Source organism: Tepidibacter thalassicus DSM 15285 (genome assembly GCF_900129915.1).
Classification (GTDB): domain Bacteria; phylum Bacillota; class Clostridia; order Peptostreptococcales; family Peptostreptococcaceae; genus Tepidibacter; species Tepidibacter thalassicus.
The window spans coordinates 68,319-85,416 of record NZ_FQXH01000005.1 but is presented as its reverse complement, the minus strand read 5'-3'; the positions used below and the strand labels follow the sequence as shown (position 1 = coordinate 85,416).

General features: G+C 36.9%; 28 protein-coding genes. 1 reads left to right on the top strand and 27 read right to left on the bottom strand.

Annotated features, from left to right (window positions below):
• Window positions 1-10: 10 nt before the first annotated feature.
• The 27 genes from BUA19_RS00485 to BUA19_RS00375 all read right to left on the bottom strand — a co-directional run bounded on the left by BUA19_RS00485 (window position 11) and on the right by BUA19_RS00375 (window position 16,550).
• Window positions 11-1,141 carry a head maturation protease, ClpP-related gene (locus tag BUA19_RS00485; RefSeq protein ID WP_242939215.1) on the bottom strand — a complete coding sequence of 377 codons (1,131 nt, stop codon included), beginning with the start codon at window positions 1,139-1,141 and terminating at the stop codon, window positions 11-13.
• The gene (locus BUA19_RS00480) at window positions 1,116-2,645 is read right to left on the bottom strand and encodes a phage portal protein (RefSeq protein ID WP_072722913.1); all 1,530 of its coding nucleotides are present in this window, start codon (window positions 2,643-2,645) and stop codon (window positions 1,116-1,118) included. The genes BUA19_RS00485 and BUA19_RS00480 overlap by 26 nt, the downstream gene beginning before the upstream one ends.
• 15 nt (window positions 2,646-2,660) lie before the next feature.
• Window positions 2,661-2,894: a DUF6148 family protein gene (locus tag BUA19_RS00475; protein WP_072722912.1), complete on the bottom strand. Its 234-nt coding sequence runs from the start codon at window positions 2,892-2,894 to the stop codon at window positions 2,661-2,663.
• On the bottom strand, window positions 2,895-4,721 hold the full coding sequence (locus tag BUA19_RS00470) for a phage terminase large subunit family protein (protein ID WP_242939214.1): 1,827 nt from the start codon (window positions 4,719-4,721) through the stop codon (window positions 2,895-2,897).
• Window positions 4,696-5,196, bottom strand: coding sequence for a hypothetical protein (locus BUA19_RS00465; protein WP_072722910.1), 501 nt, complete (start codon window positions 5,194-5,196; stop codon window positions 4,696-4,698). Before BUA19_RS00465 ends, BUA19_RS00470 begins: the two co-directional genes overlap by 26 nt.
• A gap of 168 nt (window positions 5,197-5,364) precedes the next feature.
• On the bottom strand, window positions 5,365-6,126 hold the full coding sequence (terS, locus tag BUA19_RS00460) for a phage terminase small subunit (RefSeq protein ID WP_242939076.1): 762 nt from the start codon (window positions 6,124-6,126) through the stop codon (window positions 5,365-5,367).
• A 155-nt stretch (window positions 6,127-6,281) separates the two neighbouring features.
• Entirely contained in the window at window positions 6,282-6,710 is a 429-nt protein-coding gene (locus BUA19_RS00455; protein ID WP_143145337.1) for a hypothetical protein, read from the bottom strand.
• 78 nt (window positions 6,711-6,788) lie between these two features.
• Window positions 6,789-7,850 (bottom strand): ParB/RepB/Spo0J family partition protein, encoded by a 1,062-nt coding sequence (locus tag BUA19_RS00450; RefSeq protein ID WP_072722908.1) that lies wholly within the window; start codon window positions 7,848-7,850, stop codon window positions 6,789-6,791.
• Window positions 7,851-7,886: 36 nt separating this feature from the next.
• Window positions 7,887-8,648 carry a ParA family protein gene (locus BUA19_RS00445; protein WP_072722907.1) on the bottom strand — a complete coding sequence of 254 codons (762 nt, stop codon included), beginning with the start codon at window positions 8,646-8,648 and terminating at the stop codon, window positions 7,887-7,889.
• A 17-nt stretch (window positions 8,649-8,665) separates the two neighbouring features.
• On the bottom strand, window positions 8,666-9,427 hold the full coding sequence (locus tag BUA19_RS11485; protein ID WP_143145336.1) for an ImmA/IrrE family metallo-endopeptidase: 762 nt from the start codon (window positions 9,425-9,427) through the stop codon (window positions 8,666-8,668).
• A gap of 5 nt (window positions 9,428-9,432) precedes the next feature.
• Window positions 9,433-9,567, bottom strand: coding sequence for a hypothetical protein (locus BUA19_RS11990; RefSeq protein WP_278280431.1), 135 nt, complete (start codon window positions 9,565-9,567; stop codon window positions 9,433-9,435).
• A gap of 125 nt (window positions 9,568-9,692) precedes the next feature.
• Complete coding sequence (locus BUA19_RS00435; RefSeq protein WP_178137406.1) at window positions 9,693-9,983, bottom strand: hypothetical protein; 291 nt, start codon at window positions 9,981-9,983, stop codon at window positions 9,693-9,695.
• A gap of 31 nt (window positions 9,984-10,014) precedes the next feature.
• Window positions 10,015-10,383, bottom strand: a complete 369-nt coding sequence (locus BUA19_RS00430; RefSeq protein WP_072722905.1) for a hypothetical protein — start codon at window positions 10,381-10,383, stop codon at window positions 10,015-10,017.
• Window positions 10,384-10,395: 12 nt separating this feature from the next.
• Window positions 10,396-10,899, bottom strand: coding sequence for a hypothetical protein (locus BUA19_RS11480; RefSeq protein WP_143145335.1), 504 nt, complete (start codon window positions 10,897-10,899; stop codon window positions 10,396-10,398).
• A complete protein-coding gene (locus tag BUA19_RS00420) occupies window positions 10,826-11,305 on the bottom strand; it encodes a hypothetical protein (protein ID WP_072722903.1) in 480 nt (159 codons plus the stop codon). The genes BUA19_RS11480 and BUA19_RS00420 overlap by 74 nt, the downstream gene beginning before the upstream one ends.
• On the bottom strand, window positions 11,280-11,534 hold the full coding sequence (locus BUA19_RS00415; RefSeq protein WP_072722902.1) for a hypothetical protein: 255 nt from the start codon (window positions 11,532-11,534) through the stop codon (window positions 11,280-11,282). The genes BUA19_RS00420 and BUA19_RS00415 overlap by 26 nt, the downstream gene beginning before the upstream one ends.
• 170 nt (window positions 11,535-11,704) lie before the next feature.
• On the bottom strand, window positions 11,705-12,241 hold the full coding sequence (locus tag BUA19_RS00410; RefSeq protein ID WP_072722901.1) for a Holliday junction resolvase RecU: 537 nt from the start codon (window positions 12,239-12,241) through the stop codon (window positions 11,705-11,707).
• 16 nt (window positions 12,242-12,257) lie between these two features.
• On the bottom strand, window positions 12,258-13,073 hold the full coding sequence (locus BUA19_RS00405) for a rolling circle replication-associated protein (protein WP_072722900.1): 816 nt from the start codon (window positions 13,071-13,073) through the stop codon (window positions 12,258-12,260).
• Between the two features lie 749 nt (window positions 13,074-13,822).
• Window positions 13,823-14,062, bottom strand: coding sequence for a hypothetical protein (locus BUA19_RS00395; RefSeq protein WP_072722898.1), 240 nt, complete (start codon window positions 14,060-14,062; stop codon window positions 13,823-13,825).
• Between the two features lie 123 nt (window positions 14,063-14,185).
• Window positions 14,186-14,422, bottom strand: coding sequence for a hypothetical protein (locus BUA19_RS00390; RefSeq protein ID WP_072722897.1), 237 nt, complete (start codon window positions 14,420-14,422; stop codon window positions 14,186-14,188).
• A gap of 40 nt (window positions 14,423-14,462) precedes the next feature.
• A complete protein-coding gene (locus BUA19_RS00385) occupies window positions 14,463-14,858 on the bottom strand; it encodes a DUF6075 family protein (RefSeq protein WP_072722896.1) in 396 nt (131 codons plus the stop codon).
• On the bottom strand, window positions 14,848-15,375 hold the full coding sequence (locus tag BUA19_RS00380) for an NUMOD4 domain-containing protein (RefSeq protein ID WP_072722895.1): 528 nt from the start codon (window positions 15,373-15,375) through the stop codon (window positions 14,848-14,850). Before BUA19_RS00380 ends, BUA19_RS00385 begins: the two co-directional genes overlap by 11 nt.
• A complete protein-coding gene (locus BUA19_RS11595) occupies window positions 15,372-15,551 on the bottom strand; it encodes a hypothetical protein (RefSeq protein WP_178137405.1) in 180 nt (59 codons plus the stop codon). Before BUA19_RS11595 ends, BUA19_RS00380 begins: the two co-directional genes overlap by 4 nt.
• A gap of 45 nt (window positions 15,552-15,596) precedes the next feature.
• A complete protein-coding gene (locus BUA19_RS11590) occupies window positions 15,597-15,764 on the bottom strand; it encodes a hypothetical protein (RefSeq protein WP_178137404.1) in 168 nt (55 codons plus the stop codon).
• A 6-nt stretch (window positions 15,765-15,770) separates the two neighbouring features.
• Entirely contained in the window at window positions 15,771-15,917 is a 147-nt protein-coding gene (locus BUA19_RS11585) for a hypothetical protein (RefSeq protein WP_159428941.1), read from the bottom strand.
• A 20-nt stretch (window positions 15,918-15,937) separates the two neighbouring features.
• Window positions 15,938-16,108: a DUF6906 family protein gene (locus BUA19_RS11580; protein ID WP_178137403.1), complete on the bottom strand. Its 171-nt coding sequence runs from the start codon at window positions 16,106-16,108 to the stop codon at window positions 15,938-15,940.
• A 235-nt stretch (window positions 16,109-16,343) separates the two neighbouring features.
• Window positions 16,344-16,550, bottom strand: a complete 207-nt coding sequence (locus BUA19_RS00375) for a hypothetical protein (RefSeq protein WP_072722894.1) — start codon at window positions 16,548-16,550, stop codon at window positions 16,344-16,346.
• A 110-nt stretch (window positions 16,551-16,660) separates the two neighbouring features.
• Here BUA19_RS00375 and BUA19_RS00370 point away from each other — a divergent pair, with 110 nt between their 5' ends.
• Window positions 16,661-17,053, top strand: coding sequence for an SWIM zinc finger family protein (locus tag BUA19_RS00370; RefSeq protein ID WP_072722893.1), 393 nt, complete (start codon window positions 16,661-16,663; stop codon window positions 17,051-17,053).
• Window positions 17,054-17,098 lie beyond the last annotated feature (45 nt).

Genomic DNA, 17,098 nt, shown 5'->3' with positions numbered 1-17,098 from the left:
TTATCCCTCCTTATTTGCTTTCCGGAAACAACTTATCAATAGCCGCGTCATATGGATTTTCTCCATTGTTATTCTCCACGCCTTCTTGACTGCTGTTTCCTACTTCATTGATGTTACTGTTCACTACGTCTGCATTTCTACTTGCAAGGTAATTTGCTCCTTGCTTTTTCTGCTCTGCCACAATCTTCATTGCTACTTCTGCGGCAGCAATTGGGTTTTCAAATTTTGCATTGTTTACAATCCCTTCGTAACCATCAATCGCCATTTCTTCAATGTTTTTAATGCGTTCACGTTCTTCTTTTGCCGCGGCATTTTCTATTTGCTTTGTTAAGTCTGGAAACGCGGCTTTCAATTCATCAACTGTCTTAATTTCCATAGTGTTTTCACTCTCCTTTGATTTGGTTTGTTTAGGTGTTTTATTTGAAAAATCTCTGCTGTCATGTGGTGGAGAACAGAGGTTTAACAACGAAATAGGTGGATTTCTATACATCTGCATATCCAATGCGGCTGAATTGACTACGTTTTCAATGGTATTTTCTACTTCTTCAAACATCAATTCATCACAAAAACCGTTTTCAACTGCTTCATCTCCTGTGTACCATGTTTCAGCCGTCATAAGGTCTGAAATTTCTTTTTTGTCTTTTCCTGTTTTTGCGGCATAAGCATTTATGATGCCTTGCTTTATTTTTTCAAGCATGACTTGCCCTTTACTGAAATCACTTATGTTGTAATATCCATAAGCAAAAACCATCGGGTCATGTATCATGAAATAACTACTTGACGAAATCGCTATTGATTCGCAAGCTGCTGCAATACCAACTGCCGCGCTTCCACAAAAACCATCAATTTTACAATTTATTTTCTTTCCTTCTTGCCTTTTTTCTCTTATAGCAGTTCTTATTGCTTCCGCCGCAAAAACATCGCCTCCACCACTATTTATGCGCACGCATATTTTCGATGTTGTTATTTTGTTCAACTCTTCTTTGAATAAAATTGGTGTTACTTCCGTTCCTTTTTCATCTGTCCACCAATTATAACTTTGTTTGTCAGCAATCACATCGTATATTAATATTTCTGTTAAATCTCCGTTAGCTTGCGTGAAATTCCACGCAATTTTACTTGCTATTAGCTTCTTCTGCAATGTTTCTCACCTCTTTCATTAATTGTTCTTCTCTTTTTAATTGCTGTACGTTTTTGTAGAAATCTCCGCCAGTAAGTTCCATCGTTTCTCTGTCACGTGTAGAGAATCCATTTGCAACCCGTTTTTCTGCCGCGGTGACTTCTTGTACTGGATTTAAAAGCCCTTGTGCTGGTCCATTCCACTCCGCTCCACAATATGCTTTCCTCATAATCGGGTCTGCAAAGAATCCAGGAGCCGGTATTCTCCCTTTCGCAATTGCTTCCGCTAGCCATTCTTCAAAAATCGGCTGACAAAAATCATTTGCAAGCCATGTTCTGTACATTTTGAACATTTTCCACGCTTCAAGTAAAGCCCCTCTCGACGCACTGTACGAAGCATTAAAGTTCTTTACAAGTAATTCGTACGGAATTTCAAGCGCAGCACCAATTTGTCTGCAAATAGCGATTACAAAGCCATCGAACGCAGTGTTTGGTCTACCGGGGTTTAATTCTTTTGCTTTTTCACCTTCATTTAAGTCGATAATCGCCCCCGGTGCAAGTTCAAGAGTTCCATCATCCGCACTGTCTACTTGTTGCTCTTCTGGTATAATTTCACCTAGCGCAGTTTCACTGCTTGCACTTTCTTTTTCGATAAACACAGTAAACATTCCGCTAACAACCGCCGCAACAAGTTCCGCGTCTGTATAACGCCCTAGCTGCTTCAATGCTTCGATAACAGGTGCAAGGAAAGGAACACCTCTTCTTTGTCCTATGCGTTCCCTATTCATTACATGAAGCACATTTCTTCTTCCCGTTTTCGCTCCATAAGCTTCAACCCTTGTCCATTTAGTTTCTATTGCTTCAAATGATAACGGATGATGTGTGCTGATATGGTACGCCACGACTTCTCCAGCTTCGTTCACTTCTACACCTCCGACAATTCTGGGGTTTGTGTTTCCTGCTGGGTTACTTAATCTATCAGCTTCAATCAAGCAGATTCTCAAGTCATAAGGCATATTGATTCTTTTAGTTACTGGAAGGGTAACAATTACATCTCCACTCATAAGCCAATTCAAAAACGCAAGCTGTTGAAGTTCATAAAAGTTATCTAGTCTTTCAATGTCGCAAGCAGGAGAATCCGCCCACAATGCAAATTCTCTTTCGATTTTACTTTCAAGCTTGCTAGCTTCCTCTTCCGAAATCCCCAGCACTTCGTAATCTACTTGGCTTTTAAGCCTCAATCCTCCGCCGACTACATTGGTCCTGCATGTTTTGACTGCTCCTGTCGCAAGCGGAACACCCATATACAAATCACGTGAACGTTGTCTTAATGTCGCAAGATTTTCTTGTATATCCTCTTTAGCGCTTCCGCCACTATAAAGCCAACCTAATAGTGATTTTTTAGTATGCGAAGCCCCGTAATTGCTATAACCACTATTTATGATTTTAAGTCTTTGACGCGCGGCAACACGTTTAAGTCCTTTTTCTGGCGATATAGCGGCTATTGCCTTATCTAATATATTCAATTTTTTTCACCTCCTTTATAAATCACGGGGAACAACTCTCATTACTCGGTTTCTGCCCTTTCTTTTCGATATGTTTTTAAGTTTTTCAACTTCATTCTTCCAGAATTGAATTTGTTTTCTTATTTCCGGAAGATTCGCTTTCGTCAAGCTTCTTGAACCTATGGAATAGCTTTGGCTTGTTGTGACCTCCAATTCAGCGGTCAACCAAGCTTCCAAATGCTTCTTTGCTACTTCAAGTGTGTATGCCATTTATATAATTCCTCCCGAACGTGAACGCCTACCACGTTTTTTAGTCTGCACGGCTGACGTTTCTTTTTTATCTTGCTTTTTAAGTACCGGATTCGCTATTTCAAGCGCAACCGTCGCATAGTTACGAACGTCAAGTGGCTCATTTCGTTTATATCCGCTGTTTTTTAGCTTCCATACATATTGTGCTTTACCTCGTTTATAGGTCATTACCATTTTTTCAGCAGTTAAACCTTTAAAATATTCTTCCGTATAACCTCTGTCTTTCTCTTTTGGAAAATGACAATAGTTCGGTCCTTCTTCCTTTACCGCCAACCTTTGATATAGTAATGATTTTCCTGTATCGACTCCAATAGTAAACAAAGGTGTTTTCTCTCTGTTTGATGTTGATGGCTTGCTGTAGTAAGGAACTTCCGCTCCCCCTTTACCTTTAATAGCAAAAATGCGGCGTGCTGTCCTCGGTTTGCAAAATTTATACACTTGGTTAGTAAAATGTCCTCCACTATCTATGCATGTGCAAATGATTTTTAATTTTGCGCCATCTGCTCTGGTAAATGTTTGATTGAGGAACGTATCTAGTTCGTCCCATATACCTTTTAGCTTCAAATCTCCATATATTACTTGATATTTTATTCCCCAGCTTTCTTTACCTTCGCCCCATCCAACAACTTCAATTTCGAATCTATCATCTTGCGTGTCAACTCCTGCCGTTAAGCAAATTACCTCTTCCGGAACTTCGCAATTATATTTTTCTCGGCGCTTGTAGAGGTCGTCTTTTTCAAGTTGTTCGCCTTGTTCTTCCCACGTTTGCCCCATTTCTGTATTGGTCCAAACTTTTAATAATTCGATATTTCCCTTTTTCTTTTCTTCATTTGCTGTCAAAAACTTTTGAACTATCTCTTTCCACTCGACAAACAAAGAGGCAAGGGCGTTCAAATGAAATCCTCTAACTTTTCTCTCTGGGTATTTTGCAATAAACTTACCTTTCTGGAACTGTTCCTTCCAATCAATCTCATTTGATACAACGCCACACTTTTCACATACGTGTGAAATATCGTCAAGATTATTTTTATCAAATACCACTCTTCCCCATTCTAACGGCTGATATTCTCCACACTCTGGACAAGGTACGCACCATTCCTCTTGCGTGCTATGTTCAAACTCAACCTCTATTCGCGAAAGTCCTTTAATAGTGGGTGTACTTACGCATATTTCTTTCTTATTCCAAAATGTCGTAAGTCTTTTCCCAGCCAATAGAAGTGGGTCACCTTCATTCCCCGCGGTTGTTGGGTAGCGGTCTATTTCATCCGCAAGCAATATTCTAATAGGTCGAGACGCAAGAGAAGAAGCTGAATTTGCTCCAACCATTGTGACATGTCCACCCGGAAATATTTTTTGCAAAATCGTGTTCCCACTGTTTCTGCTTTTGTCATTCACTCTATCTTTCAGTACCGGTGTATCTCTCAACATAGGAGAAAGCCTGTCCTTGCTAAATGTTTCCGCCATTTGTATCGTTGGTTGTAGCACCATAATCGGGCTAGGGTCATAATGCATATAATATCCTATAGGATTTAAAATAAACCCATCCGTTTTCCCTAACTGTGCCGCACTCATTACGACAACTTTTTGCACCTTTATATCAGAAATCGCGTCCATGATTTCTCTTTGATATGGTGCTTTTGTTGTTTTCCATTTGCCCGGCTCTGCGGATGATTCAGAAGAAAGACGGCGGTATTCATCCGCCCACTGTGAAATTGTCATATCTGGCGGCGGCTTCAACACTGAAAATATTCTTGCGAATAAATCAACTGTCGCTTTCTTCATCGTCATTCACCCTCTCTCCGAAAACTGTTTTAAAATCTGAAAGCTCGTCTAGCGATTCATCAATATGCTCTTTTAGTATTTTGAATATCTCTGTTTTGTCTTTTTTTTTGCTTAAAATTGGTGAAAGTTTTGCAGGTATTGCCATTAAGCGACTTTTGAAATTAATGAGCATATCAGTCATTACGACTTCTATATCGTCCGAACTATGCAATTTATTTTCTTTTATCTTTAATTCAAACTCTTCATTCAATCGCTTGGCACGCACTAACTTTGCGCGTTCTGTATAGTAGTCAATGTTCTCTTCTGTTTCGGGGTTACGTTTTCTTAGATAATTTATATATCTGTGTACCGTGGGAATGAGTTCATAAAGTCCGTTGCTGTTTGGATATTCTTCAATGATTTTTTCGTCCCTCAATTGCCGCACTCTTCGTTCTGAAATATCAAGAAAACGCGCAATCGCTTTTGCGTTGTAAAGTTTCAAAAGCAACACCCCCTTCTTTTTTTATTTTTTGAACACCCCCTTATAAAATTTTTCCGCAAACTCCGGAAGTGGTTTTTTGTATTTTATATCTAGGCAAATCCCGGGCGTCAGCGGACCCGCAGGCTTTATATTTCACTGGAAGAACCTATGGTTTTTTTAGCATATACCTTAAATTTCTTCTGTTCCATCATCTTTGGTATCGTCAATCTCTCCTGTTTCTGGGTCTATGTTGAATACCCCTTTTAGTTTTTGTTTTGCAAGGCGATATTTTTTTTCTTCGAGTTCTATACGTCGCCTGTCGAGTTCGTATGACTTTATACTGTCAAGAAGCTTTATTATTCTGCCATGTATTTTATTCAACTCTGCCTCTAACCTTAAAGTCCTATCGAACGGACTTGCTTTTACAACTGTTTTCATGGCTGTTTTTAATTCTTCTATGTTGCTCCTCTGTTTTTGCTTCTTTTTATCCTCCTGCTTTGGCACAAGCATTTCAACAACCTTGTCCACGTGCAATGCCTCTTCATTCTCCTGCTCTAAAGCTTTAATTTTCCTTTTCAAATCATTTTCTTTTGCTATTAACAATTGAAGTTCTCTCAACATATTTTCTTGTGTGTTCAGCGTAATTGATTCTATATACGCCCTTTCCTCTGGCGGTAAATCGTCAAGATGTACGGTTGAATATGCACCGTGCGTTTCTGCGTTCTTATTCCGGAGAGGTGCGCCATGCCCTGTTGCGTTTTTATTCCCGGGTTGTCCTCCGCGCTTCTTCTTCCCAAGTTCTGCTTTCCAATCATCTTGACTTTTCCATTTTCTTATACTGCTTTCTGGCACTCCTGCTTCTTCTGCCAATTCTTTTGTCTTTATTTTCCCTCCGCTTTCAATCCATTTTTTCTTCACAACTTCTCGCATTGGATGTCTCGGTCTTGCCACTGGCTCTTCCCCTCCTTTCGTTTGTTTTTCTATTTTGCTTTTCGTTGCCTTTCCGGAAGCAAAAAAATAATGAGCCTAGAATCAAATAGGCTCATGTGGTATAGATTTCCATACTACAAATATACCGCATAAAAAGCGGACAAAACGGACAAAATTCAGTTTTTTTTAAAATATCTTTTGATTCTTTTTCTAGGTGTATCTCCGTTAGGATAACCGTACACTTTTAGAGCGACCATGCTCCATGTCATTCCTTTTATGTACCTTAATTCTATAATTTGGCGCACTTTACTATCTTCTATATTCTCGATAAAATTTTCTATTTCTTCTAACTCGCGATATAGTTTTAATTTTCTATCATTTAATCTTTCTGTTACTCTTTTTATCTTATCTCGTCTTTTGATATTAACTCCTGTTATTTTGATTGTATGTTCTGTATACGGAAATGATTTCGAAGAAGCCCGTACGACATCCGATACAATTTCCTCTGATTCTTGTTGCATTTCTAAAATTCTATTCTCTAATATTTTGATTTCTTTTATTTTATCTTTAAATTGTTCAAGTTTTTTTAAATCCATTATATGCAACCCTCTTTCTTTAATTATTGTTAAGGCGGTCTATTTACCCATTTGAATGGTATTAATCGCCTTGTTGTTTTCATTTTTTCACCCTCTCTTCTGTGCTTGGGTTTTTAACCACTTCATACATATTCCATGGCGTTCCTCTATCTCGCTTTGATTACATTCAAACGCATAATCACAAAACCTTCCTACGCCATCACATCTACAGCATATAAACTCCGCCATTTCTGAAATATTCATCCCTTTTATAATTTCAAATATCGTGGGAAATGGTTGAGACTCTGGGGTTTCTTTTTTAACCTCTGCTTTCTTGCCCTCTCCCTCTGTTTTTATTTTCTTTTCCTCTTCTGGTATTGTTTCTTCTGCCGCTTCCTTCCGGTCCTCTTCCTGCTCTGCATTTTCTTTATTCTCTTCTGCTATTGTTTTTATTTCTGCCTTTTTCTCTTTTACATCGTTTATTGATATATTACCTTTTTCCATGTATTTTTTAAAAACTTCTTGTTGTGCTTCTTTTGGTAAAGTCGAAATTTCATATGCTGTTGATATATTGATTTTCTGTTCCTTAAACTCTTCCTTGAAATCCTCTGAAAGCTTTTTCGATATACTGTCCATCCTGCCCACTTGCGCCGCTGATGTCTTTAATGCTTTAGCAACTAATTCTCTTACTCTACCCGGCAACTTCTCTTTCTTCTTATATCTTTCTAGTAACTCTTTCAATCTTTCTGCTTGTTGTGTCTTTTCCCAATCCGTCAACTGTCTTGCTGTTGCATTTGTCGTTATTAGCAATAGTTGCTCTTTTATTTCGTCCAGTTCAGTTTCAATAGCACATGGAATAAATTCAAATTCCTTTTTACCTTCTTTCACTAAAGCAAGAGAAGCAAGACGGCGGCGGTGTCCTGCTATAACCTCATATTTTCCATTGTCTAATTGCTTTACTGTTAAATTCTGTTTTATTCCAAACATTTCAATCGAATCTTTTAATTCCTCTATATCTTCCACGGAATAGAAGTTTTCTTTTGATGGTTCTAAATCAAACACGCTGATTGAAACCACTTTTAATGTTTTAGGCTTCCTTCCTCCCTCTTTTTCCGCCGCTCCATTCAATGATGTTCCACTTAATAATGAATTAAGATTGAACTTTGCCATTTTCGCACCTCCGTTTTGTGACCGAATCGGACACTTTTATTTACTTAAATATTCTTCAACAAACTTCAAATAATCTCTTGCCGCTCCACAACGTCTTGAATATTCAATAATAGGAGTTGTTGCGAAAGTGCTTTCGTCCACTTTTTCAGTGCGGCGTATATGCGTATTAAATACCGGATATTCTGTTTGAGTTTTTAACCACTCTTCCCCTTGTTTATTAACTTCGTTTCTTTGATAACATGTAACAAAGCAACCTCTTAAACATAAACCCGGGTTCAAGTCCTCTTTGGTATTCTCAATTTGTTCTTTCAGTTCTGCCAGACCGTCGAAAGCAAATTTGTCAATCTTAATCGGTATTAATATATCATCAGAAGCTACAAGAGCGTTTATGGTGCTTATATTGATGTCTGGGGCATTATCTATAATGCAATAGTCATATTCATCCTCTACAGAGCGTAGCGCTGTTTTGAATCGCGTTTGTTGCGGTCTTGTAGTATCAAACATTACTTCAAGATTTGCTTTAAGTAATGTCATGTTTGCTGGTATAAGGTCCAGATTCGCGTATTGTGTATGCGCAATTATTTCATCAAGGTTTACATTGCGTGTTGTCATAACTTCTGCAACACTAGGTTTATCATAACTGTGTAACCCAAACATCTTTGAAGCATTTCCCTGTTTATCATTATCCACAAGAAGAACACGTTTGTTGTGGACAACTGCAAGTATATGTGCAATATTTGTTGCTGAAATAGTCTTTGCCACTCCACCTTTTAAATTAATAATTGATATAGTTTTCATCGTTGTTTTTCCTCCTATTATTTTAAATTCTTAAAACTAAAATTTCTTTCTAGGTAAGTAACACTTTGGGTGTCTCTCGGGTCGCATAATGGTTGTATTTGAATATAGTTCCCGCTTCCATCTAACTCATATCGAAATTCAACTTTCCCGGTTTTGAGATAATGAACGCAAGCTATATCCGTTATCCTCTTCACTCCTCCTGTATTAGCCTCTTTTACCTTGTCCCCTATTTCAAAAGGACACGTTGCATTGAATGTTGCTATTTGCATTTTTATTCCCCCCTGCTCACTTATATATCGCTTGCCTTTTGAAGTTATAACATATGGATATAGTCTCACACCATCAACAACGCTTGCTTTAAACATTCCTATTGAAATATCTATGCATTCCAATTCATCTTCATATTCAAACCCATCTTCGGTCCCTTTCTCGTATTTCGCAACCTCTACTGTAACCCCATTATCTTCATGCTTTAATTGCCACTCTATTTGTATTTTTTGGAATGCTTTGTTCCATTCGGTATTATGTTCTGATTCCTCACCAGCAATTATATGAGCCAATTCATGTGCCAAAACTTCAATCATTGCTTCAAATGGTATATTTGTTGATATATCAATCAATGGTGTGCTGTCGTCCGCTGGAAATGTAACCATTCCGCATTCTCCAAAATCTTTTCCTTTTAAACTTGGGTTGAACTGTATATCTGCATTTATGTTCGGGTCTATGTCGTTCATTATTTTTACAATATCTTCAAAAGGATTATTGATGTATTTAATCATGTTTTTCACCTCTTCTTTTCAATTTTCTTTAATAACTCTATGATTTCGTCAATTCTGAACATGAAAGCTATAAGCTCCCTAAGTGTTGCTATGAGTAAAACCATTAAAGCAATTAAGATAATTCCCTTTAACACTCCCATTTCAATTCCTTCCACCTTTAATCTTTTATTATCGCTTTAAACATTCCATTAAATCACTCTACAGTCGTTTAATTTCCTTCATTTCACTCTAACCCTCAATCATCCTTACCTCTCACTTTCAAAACTTATATTTTATGCTGTTCCTTAATTTCTCTTGCTTCTAAAAAAATCATATTTCCATCAAAAGGTGTTTCACAACCAATCGCCATGTATTCCCCAAAAATATTCATTAAGTCCCAGAGTTGAAAACTTGAATAACCATTTTCATCAATTTTAACTGTAAATTTATTTAACCCTTTATGTCCTCTGCTCTTTAGTTCTTCGTTTAACCTATCATGTCTTTCCTTTAATATTTTTAAGCCTAATTGAGTAAGCTTTACTTTAACCTCCTGATTATAATTAAAACTTACATCCACCAAACCACCCCCATCAATCCTTAATTGCTTCTTATACCTGTCCATGATGTTTCATCCTCCTTTCATTAATGAGTTTCTTTGCCTCTTTCAATAAAGATTCCTTTGCCTCTTCTGCTTCTCCATACTGATATAACTTTAAAATTCCGTATGTGGTAACATTGTAGTTTTGTACTTTTTCCTCTAAACTTTTAAATTCATCAACTGTTAATTTCTTAGATTTTTCAACCCATGACAAATGACCTTCTACCGCTTCATATATCGTTTTGTATGTTTCGACCACTTTTATTTCTTTTGATTCTTTATTGTAAATCGCTGTTTCAAATTTGTTGGACCTTCTATCACTCGCTTTTATTGTTGATATTGTGAATTTCAATAATTCTTCTTTCCAAAGCGCAACCATGATTTCACCGCCTTATTCTTCATCTGGATAATTGCAAAATTCTTCTGCTCCTTCGTATATCTCTTGGAATATATTTTCAAACATCGCCATAACCGGGCTATCTCCCGTGTCCGGGTCGCTTCCGTCAACCAACGCTTTCGCTAAATACTCCGCAAACTCTGCTCTTTTCTCTTTCTTCACTGTTGCTTCTGGCGTAAAATTGTTTGGTGAATTGTTAAATGCATTTACTGCCCCAGAAATCTTGACTTCAATTTTTATCTTGTCTCCTGTTACAATTGTCGTAATACCTAGATTCTCAAACTTTTTCATTTTGAACCTCCCTTTCATTGCGTTTTGTACCCTCTCCCGCTTTGAAATCTCCCTTGCCAGTCCCACAATAGGCATTAAGCGGTTTATTTCATCAAGCTTTTGTTTTATTGGGCTTTGTGGATTTCTCTTCTTCTCAATGCCTTCTATTCTTCTTTTTCTTCTTGGTGCGTTTTTTCTTTTTCGGCTTTGCTTTTTCTTCTTTCCCAACCTCTTCTTTCACCTCTTCTCTGATAACCTCTAATTCCTCAACATCCTCTTTTTCAAAGCATATCGGGCAACCCGGGTCATATTTTCCAGCTTTCCAATCTGCGATAAATTCTTCTTTTTTTCCTTTGTATCTTGGGAATGGGTGCGTTTGTTCTGCATGATAAATTCCCATCATCATTTTTTCGTCAACTTCATCATCCCACCCGTAAACATGATAACTTTCGTGATTGTCATAGTCCCAAAGAGATAAAAGAAGTACAACGCCGTCAAATTCTTCATATGCCTTCTGTATATTTTCAAAATCTCTGTATGTAAGTCCTTGACCTTTATTCTGCTCTCTGATTTCATCAATTGTTTTACCGCCTGTTTTTAAACGACATTTAATGATTTTCGGCTGATATTTCACTTTGTTTTCTCCTTTCTAATCTGTTCGCAATGTTTAAAATGCTTTCCATGGCAACTCTAATGTTTCCGTCTGTTCCTGCTGTAATGCTTAATATATTTGCAATATCTCTCAATTCTTCTGCGGCTTCAATTTCTTTTTCATTTGCTCCGGATTTTCTCATGCATTCTGGACATATCTGTAACCCTTCCGGAACTACCTCGCCACATGTAATGCATTTGTCTACCGCCATTTTCTTTTCACCTCCCCTTTTTTATACTGAATAACCCAACATAACCATATTGTCTGTCATTATCGCTCCTATGAAGTATATGAGCCATGCTATGAGTGCAACAAGCAATATATTCTCAATCCACCCTGCAAGCTTTAAAAGCCCTCTTCAAGACTTTTTTTCTTATTCTTTTATTCAATTTCAACACCTCTTTCCTTGTGAACGTAATCCAGAAACAACACCGCTCCTGTGAATCTTACTCGGTACCGCTCCACATCTTCTGCGGTTACATATTGTCTCCCGTAATGTGCTTTCATATCCCGCCAAATACTCCACGGAATAAAGAAAAACTTGTCTTGAATGCCAATGCATACCCCTGCTACTGCTCCGAGCTTTTCATGGTTTTCAAGCTTCTCCATCTGCGTACTTGTCAAAACACTCCTTTTCATTCTGTCTGTTCTGGTGTACTTTGCTTCAAAGCATATTGAGCGTCCACCTTTTAAAGTCCCTTGAAAGTCTGGTTGTGCAAGTGACGTGAATCTACCTGTAAATGTCCCGTCTTTGTGTTTCTTTGTCACTCTGAACGGCTCCGGCGTTTTTCCCACTTCTGCTTGTCCATTTGCACAATATACCTTACACCCAGCTTTTATGTAAGTTTCAAAATGATGTCCTTGTGCATTGTTCACGCTGTTTTGATGCCTCTGCATTACTTTTCTTTGGTCGTGCATTTCTTTCACGCTCCCTTCATTCTTTACGACACATTTTCAAATATATGGACCACCCTGTATACTCGTTGTACTCTACACGGAATGCATAATCTTTGTTAGCAAGTGTCCAACCCTCGTATTTTCTTTCCCAATACTCAATTCCCGGAGGATTCTTTGCTATTCTTTCAATTTCTCTGCGACTGTATTTGAAATCGTTGCTTCTACTCCATGGCTTTTCTAGGTTCTGCGATGAACTCCAACGTTTTTTTCCACTTGGGTTCTTTGTTAGGTATGCACACAATGCGGCAACCCCGTTTTCATCTGGCTGTAACCTGTCCGCATTAACAAATCCTATTCTTTCGCCCTTCTTTTGACCTTTCTTTCTTCTTTTGCACCATAGGTCCTCAACTGTGTCTCTGTCAAGTCCACCATTTATGAATATATGGTGATGTATTCTCACTGGCTTCTTTCCATCTTTCCCGGTGCTGTATTCTGTAACAAGTATGTATTTCAAGGGTGGCAATCCCTCTTTTTCTCTTCTGTACTTTATACGGCGTAAGTAATTCGCAACTTCCTTTTCTGCTTCCTCTATTGTCTCTGGTAGAAACTTGTCTTTGTATGTAGCTGTAACATGCAAATCCTCTTCACTGAAATTTGTATTTGCAAGCTGTGTCAAATACCTCCTTGCATTCTTATCATTCAGATTCCTTTGCTTTGGCTCTGTGACCTTCTGTTTTTTTGCCCTCTTCCCTCTCCTGCTTACATCTTTCTGATTTTGTGAATATGGAAAAATATCAACTTCCAAATATCTATTGCCGCAATATATTTTTTTTTCTCTCATGAAACTTCTCACGGTTTTCTCTCCCTTCTCTTTTTGTTATACAACTTTAGATATAAGGAGTATTAAAACCATTCCTACTCACTCTATTCAAATATTAAAATTTATCCCCCAGTAATGAATAACTCCTATTGTACTTGTCAATAATAAATACGAGTGATGTATTTGGTATATTTTTTCTCTTGCTTACATACTCATTTATTAGTACAATCTTTTAGATATTATTTTTATATATTTTATATCTGGGTAATACTCTTTCGTTGGAATGTTAATACCCATTACAAGCCCGAATTGCGCCCGTGTCAAGCGCTGTTTTCTTGACTTTCGCCGCCATTCTGCTATAATGGATTTATAGTTTCATCGTTGTTTAGACGGCGATAGTTCAAAGAAAAACGTTTTGCATTCATTGTTGGAAGGTGCGTGCAAAGCGTTTTTCTTTTGTCCTTTCAAAATTGTTCAATTTAATTGTATTTGTAATTATTTTCCATTTTTCTAATATGCGCACCTTTACTCTCTTCCTTTTGTTTGGCACAATTGGTTTAGTCATGTTTGAATATGCTTTCTTTCTACCTTGTCCGGGTTTACTATTATTACACTGTGCGCATTCTTGTCCATTAATTCTGCTCGGATTTTGATTTTATTCCCGCTTTTTCGATAAATGATTGCCGAAATACATTTGTACTCTGCTCCATCAAATATAATGCTTTCTTCTGACATCATTGCTTCTTTCAATTCCTTGTTAGTCATTTTTATCACCTATCTTTTTAAAATCTCCTTTTAAAGCCTTTTAAATTTACCAAATCATCATATTTAAACTTGCATTTATTCTTACAGTAAATGTTGTCTGTCCAGTAAAACTCGCCATCCGAGCAATACCGATTCCCCTTTATTTCCAAACCACTTTCTCCGCAAACTGGACACTTATCATCAAAACTTATGTATTGAGTAGGAGTTACAACGCCATAATCTCCTAATATAACCACTCTCGCTTCCAATCGTTTCATATCTTTCGCCTCCTATTTCTTTTTCCGTGTTTTTGCCCGACTTTATATCCTATATGAAGCACTGTAAGGCATGTAACAAAAATCACAATTGTTGCCATGGACCTCACCTCTTCTTTGCCAATGTTAATACCATGTCCCAGAACCCGTTACATGTAACCATTCTTTCTTTCCATACATTTCATAATCGAATCTTAAATAAGGATTTCCGCCTTTTTCTTTAACATATTTAACGCTAATAGGCTTTATTGTTTCTCTTGCTTCAAGCCCCCATGCGTTATAAAAATTCTTTAGAAACACTTTGAATAACTCTGCGTTTTTTTCTAACTTGTCAAACCCTCTAACATTTTCAGCTACCAGCATATTTTTGCCTCCAATCTTTATCTTAGGATTCATTTTTTCATTAAAACGGTAATCCTTTATATTCTTCAAATCTAATTTTTACTGCTTCCAACATGTAATCAATTAGTCCGCAATCGAAAATTCCATACGGTGTATAATCCATGGCGCTTTCCGATTCATCTTGTTGCCCGTATAATCCGTTGTAAAGGTTAAATGCAAGTCGACAAACTTTTATAGTTGTTCCTGTCTGCCATGACTTATTCAATCCCTCGAAATCAATTGCTTTTTCTTTGAAATTATATAAACTTTCAATATTCTCTCTTGTTTCCTCTGTAAGCCCCCAAACATAAAATAACGCCTTTCTGTAGGGGTCATTCCTGCTTCGTGTTTTCTCCACTTGCTCTTTAAAGAAAGTTTTATGTTTCTCATCTTTAAATATCATTTCATCAAATATCATTTACTCTTCCTCCTTCTTTTTTCCATTTAAACCCTGCTGCCGTTTTTAATTTTCCACGAATTGCTTGGCAAATTGTTTCTTTATGAATGAAATTATCTCTAGCCGCCGCAGAAATACTTTTATAAAAATTAATCATTTCTCCAGTTTTAGCGTCCAGTTGAATAACTGGTATACTTTTTTTAGTATTTCCTCCTGTCTTTTTGCCTAATTCCTTTCTTGTTATCCAGCCAATATTGCCTGCGTAATTATCTGTAATAATTCCATTTTTGTGATATAAAACCATGCTCGGCGAAGTTCTTTTCTCTAAAAATACATCCGCAACGATTTTATGAACTTCATATTCTCTATATGTCCCATTGAAATCCACTTTTACAACCATCCATTTGTTCTTTTTTAAATACGACTTGATAGGCTTAACCCTTCCATTTTTAAGCTTTCTTCTAAAATTTCCGTAATTAGAAACTTGGTATTTCTTAGACCCCGGAACATCGAGCCAGTATTCGGGTATTTTCCTCAAACTTTCACCCCCTTTGCTTCTCTTGATATAGATATTTTATTTACGGGTGATACCATGCACCCAATGTTTATGGGTTTCATATTTTTTATAGCTTCGTCTAATTCTTTTTCACTTTTGATTCCATATTTCGCAAGTGCTTTCCATACCTTATTGATGTCTGGTTTGCTCAAATTCATTCGCCCCCTTTAAGATTGATTATTTGTCTTTGTCACCGCGGCAGGCTATATTCCTGCCGCCATTAACATCTTTTTTGAATTACTCACCAATTCAATTCCTTTTACCATGTAGAATATTTTTTCTTTGTCCTCTTCTGATAACTTGCTTAAAATTTTTACAAATTCTTCTGCGTCAATCTTCTTTTGTTTCAAAATAGACTTGTCTTGTAACATATTTTTTCACGCTCCTTTTTGTATTAAATAAAATTCCGTTATGCACTGGTCCAATATTTCTGATTGCTCTTGAATTTCTTCTTTAGAACCACCATTTTCAATTAATAGATGTAACCTTTTTCTTTCCTGCTCTAACTTTTCTTTTGCAGTCACTCCCTCTCCCTCCTCTGTTTTTATCTCCCGACCTCTAATCTCTTATTTTTGGTTCTTATATTTCCAGATACTCTATTTACTATTTGGAATAAGTCTGGTGTATCTTTTATCACTAGCCAATTCTTAAAATTCAATCCCATCTCTTTTATTCTTTTCTTTTGCGCTCGAGTTGGGTTCTTGCCATGCTTCATACTTTCATACCTCCTATATTTTACTTTCCAATTAATGGTGTATAATTTAATTGGAAGGGGGTGTTTATTTTGGGTATAAAGAAAACTTTTCAAACGGTTGATTCTTCCGGAAACCTTCTCAAATTGCCATCCGGAAAATATTTTTGTTATAACTGCAACAAATTTCTAAAAACTATTCTTTATCCACATACCGGGACTATTGAGCCTTGTAGTTGTGGTTCATCGGTTGTTTATACTATTTAGTGATTTTGCTGGACATTGTTTCGGATGCCGCCGTTACAATGTCCATTGCTTTTTCTTCAAACTCTTTGATTTCTGCTTCCATTTTTCGTTGTAGTTCTTCCGGTATCCCATCCATTACAACTTCAATCCTAATTCCCGGCGTTTGACTTTCATCAACACATAGTCCCATCATAATTTTTTTAATGTCGTGCGTTTTCAAATTTATCACCTCCTCTCAACTTCTGAATATCTTTATTTCTCCCTTCCCCTTTGCTATACTATATTTATCAATCCTGCCAGATTGAAATACAGATTAGAAGGGGCAATACCATGAATTTTGGAAATTGGGACAACTCTATTCATGAAAACCATGACCAAATCAAAAGAATTGCTACTATGCAGAAAATCAAGCCTCAAAACGTCAGTGTAAATTCTAAAGAGAAAACCGCTAAAATTATAGGTTCTAGCGGAATCTATAATGTAACTCTTAATAGTTGCACTTGTTATGATTTTGAAACTAGACAGTTACCGTGTAAGCATATATATCGTCTAGCTTTTGAACTCGGTTTTCTTGATGATTTACCTAAAATCAATAGAAAAGCTTCCAAGGCTTTCAAAGATAATATCCAAAATGAAATTGAACGTTACAAGGAATATTATCTAAATGGTGCTATTTCTATTGAAAAATTCAATAAGATTGTTAATGCTCTACAAAGTAAGTAATTCTTTTGCCCCGTGCTTTTGTACGGGGTTTTTCTTCTTTCTCGC

Bases quoted from the DNA above. Each gene is read 5' to 3' on its own strand.
- BUA19_RS00475 (WP_072722912.1), bottom strand. From the start codon at position 2,894: ATGGCATACACACTTGAAGTAGCAAAGAAGCATTTGGAAGCTTGGTTG.
- BUA19_RS00470 (WP_242939214.1), bottom strand. From the start codon at position 4,721: ATGACGATGAAGAAAGCGACAGTTGATTTATTCGCAAGAATATTTTCA.
- BUA19_RS00450 (WP_072722908.1), bottom strand. From the start codon at position 7,850: ATGGCAAAGTTCAATCTTAATTCATTATTAAGTGGAACATCATTGAAT.
- BUA19_RS00445 (WP_072722907.1), bottom strand. From the start codon at position 8,648: ATGAAAACTATATCAATTATTAATTTAAAAGGTGGAGTGGCAAAGACT.
- BUA19_RS11485 (WP_143145336.1), bottom strand. From the start codon at position 9,427: ATGATTAAATACATCAATAATCCTTTTGAAGATATTGTAAAAATAATG.
- BUA19_RS11990 (WP_278280431.1), bottom strand. From the start codon at position 9,567: ATGGGAGTGTTAAAGGGAATTATCTTAATTGCTTTAATGGTTTTACTC.
- BUA19_RS00430 (WP_072722905.1), bottom strand. From the start codon at position 10,383: ATGGTTGCGCTTTGGAAAGAAGAATTATTGAAATTCACAATATCAACA.
- BUA19_RS00415 (WP_072722902.1), bottom strand. From the start codon at position 11,534: ATGGCGGTAGACAAATGCATTACATGTGGCGAGGTAGTTCCGGAAGGG.
- BUA19_RS00410 (WP_072722901.1), bottom strand. From the start codon at position 12,241: ATGCACGACCAAAGAAAAGTAATGCAGAGGCATCAAAACAGCGTGAAC.
- BUA19_RS00395 (WP_072722898.1), bottom strand. From the start codon at position 14,062: ATGAAACGATTGGAAGCGAGAGTGGTTATATTAGGAGATTATGGCGTT.
- BUA19_RS00390 (WP_072722897.1), bottom strand. From the start codon at position 14,422: ATGCTGGTAGCTGAAAATGTTAGAGGGTTTGACAAGTTAGAAAAAAAC.
- BUA19_RS00385 (WP_072722896.1), bottom strand. From the start codon at position 14,858: ATGATATTTGATGAAATGATATTTAAAGATGAGAAACATAAAACTTTC.
- BUA19_RS11595 (WP_178137405.1), bottom strand. From the start codon at position 15,551: ATGAATTTGAGCAAACCAGACATCAATAAGGTATGGAAAGCACTTGCG.
- BUA19_RS11590 (WP_178137404.1), bottom strand. From the start codon at position 15,764: ATGTTACAAGACAAGTCTATTTTGAAACAAAAGAAGATTGACGCAGAA.
- BUA19_RS11580 (WP_178137403.1), bottom strand. From the start codon at position 16,108: ATGAAGCATGGCAAGAACCCAACTCGAGCGCAAAAGAAAAGAATAAAA.
- BUA19_RS00370 (WP_072722893.1), top strand. From the start codon at position 16,661: ATGAATTTTGGAAATTGGGACAACTCTATTCATGAAAACCATGACCAA.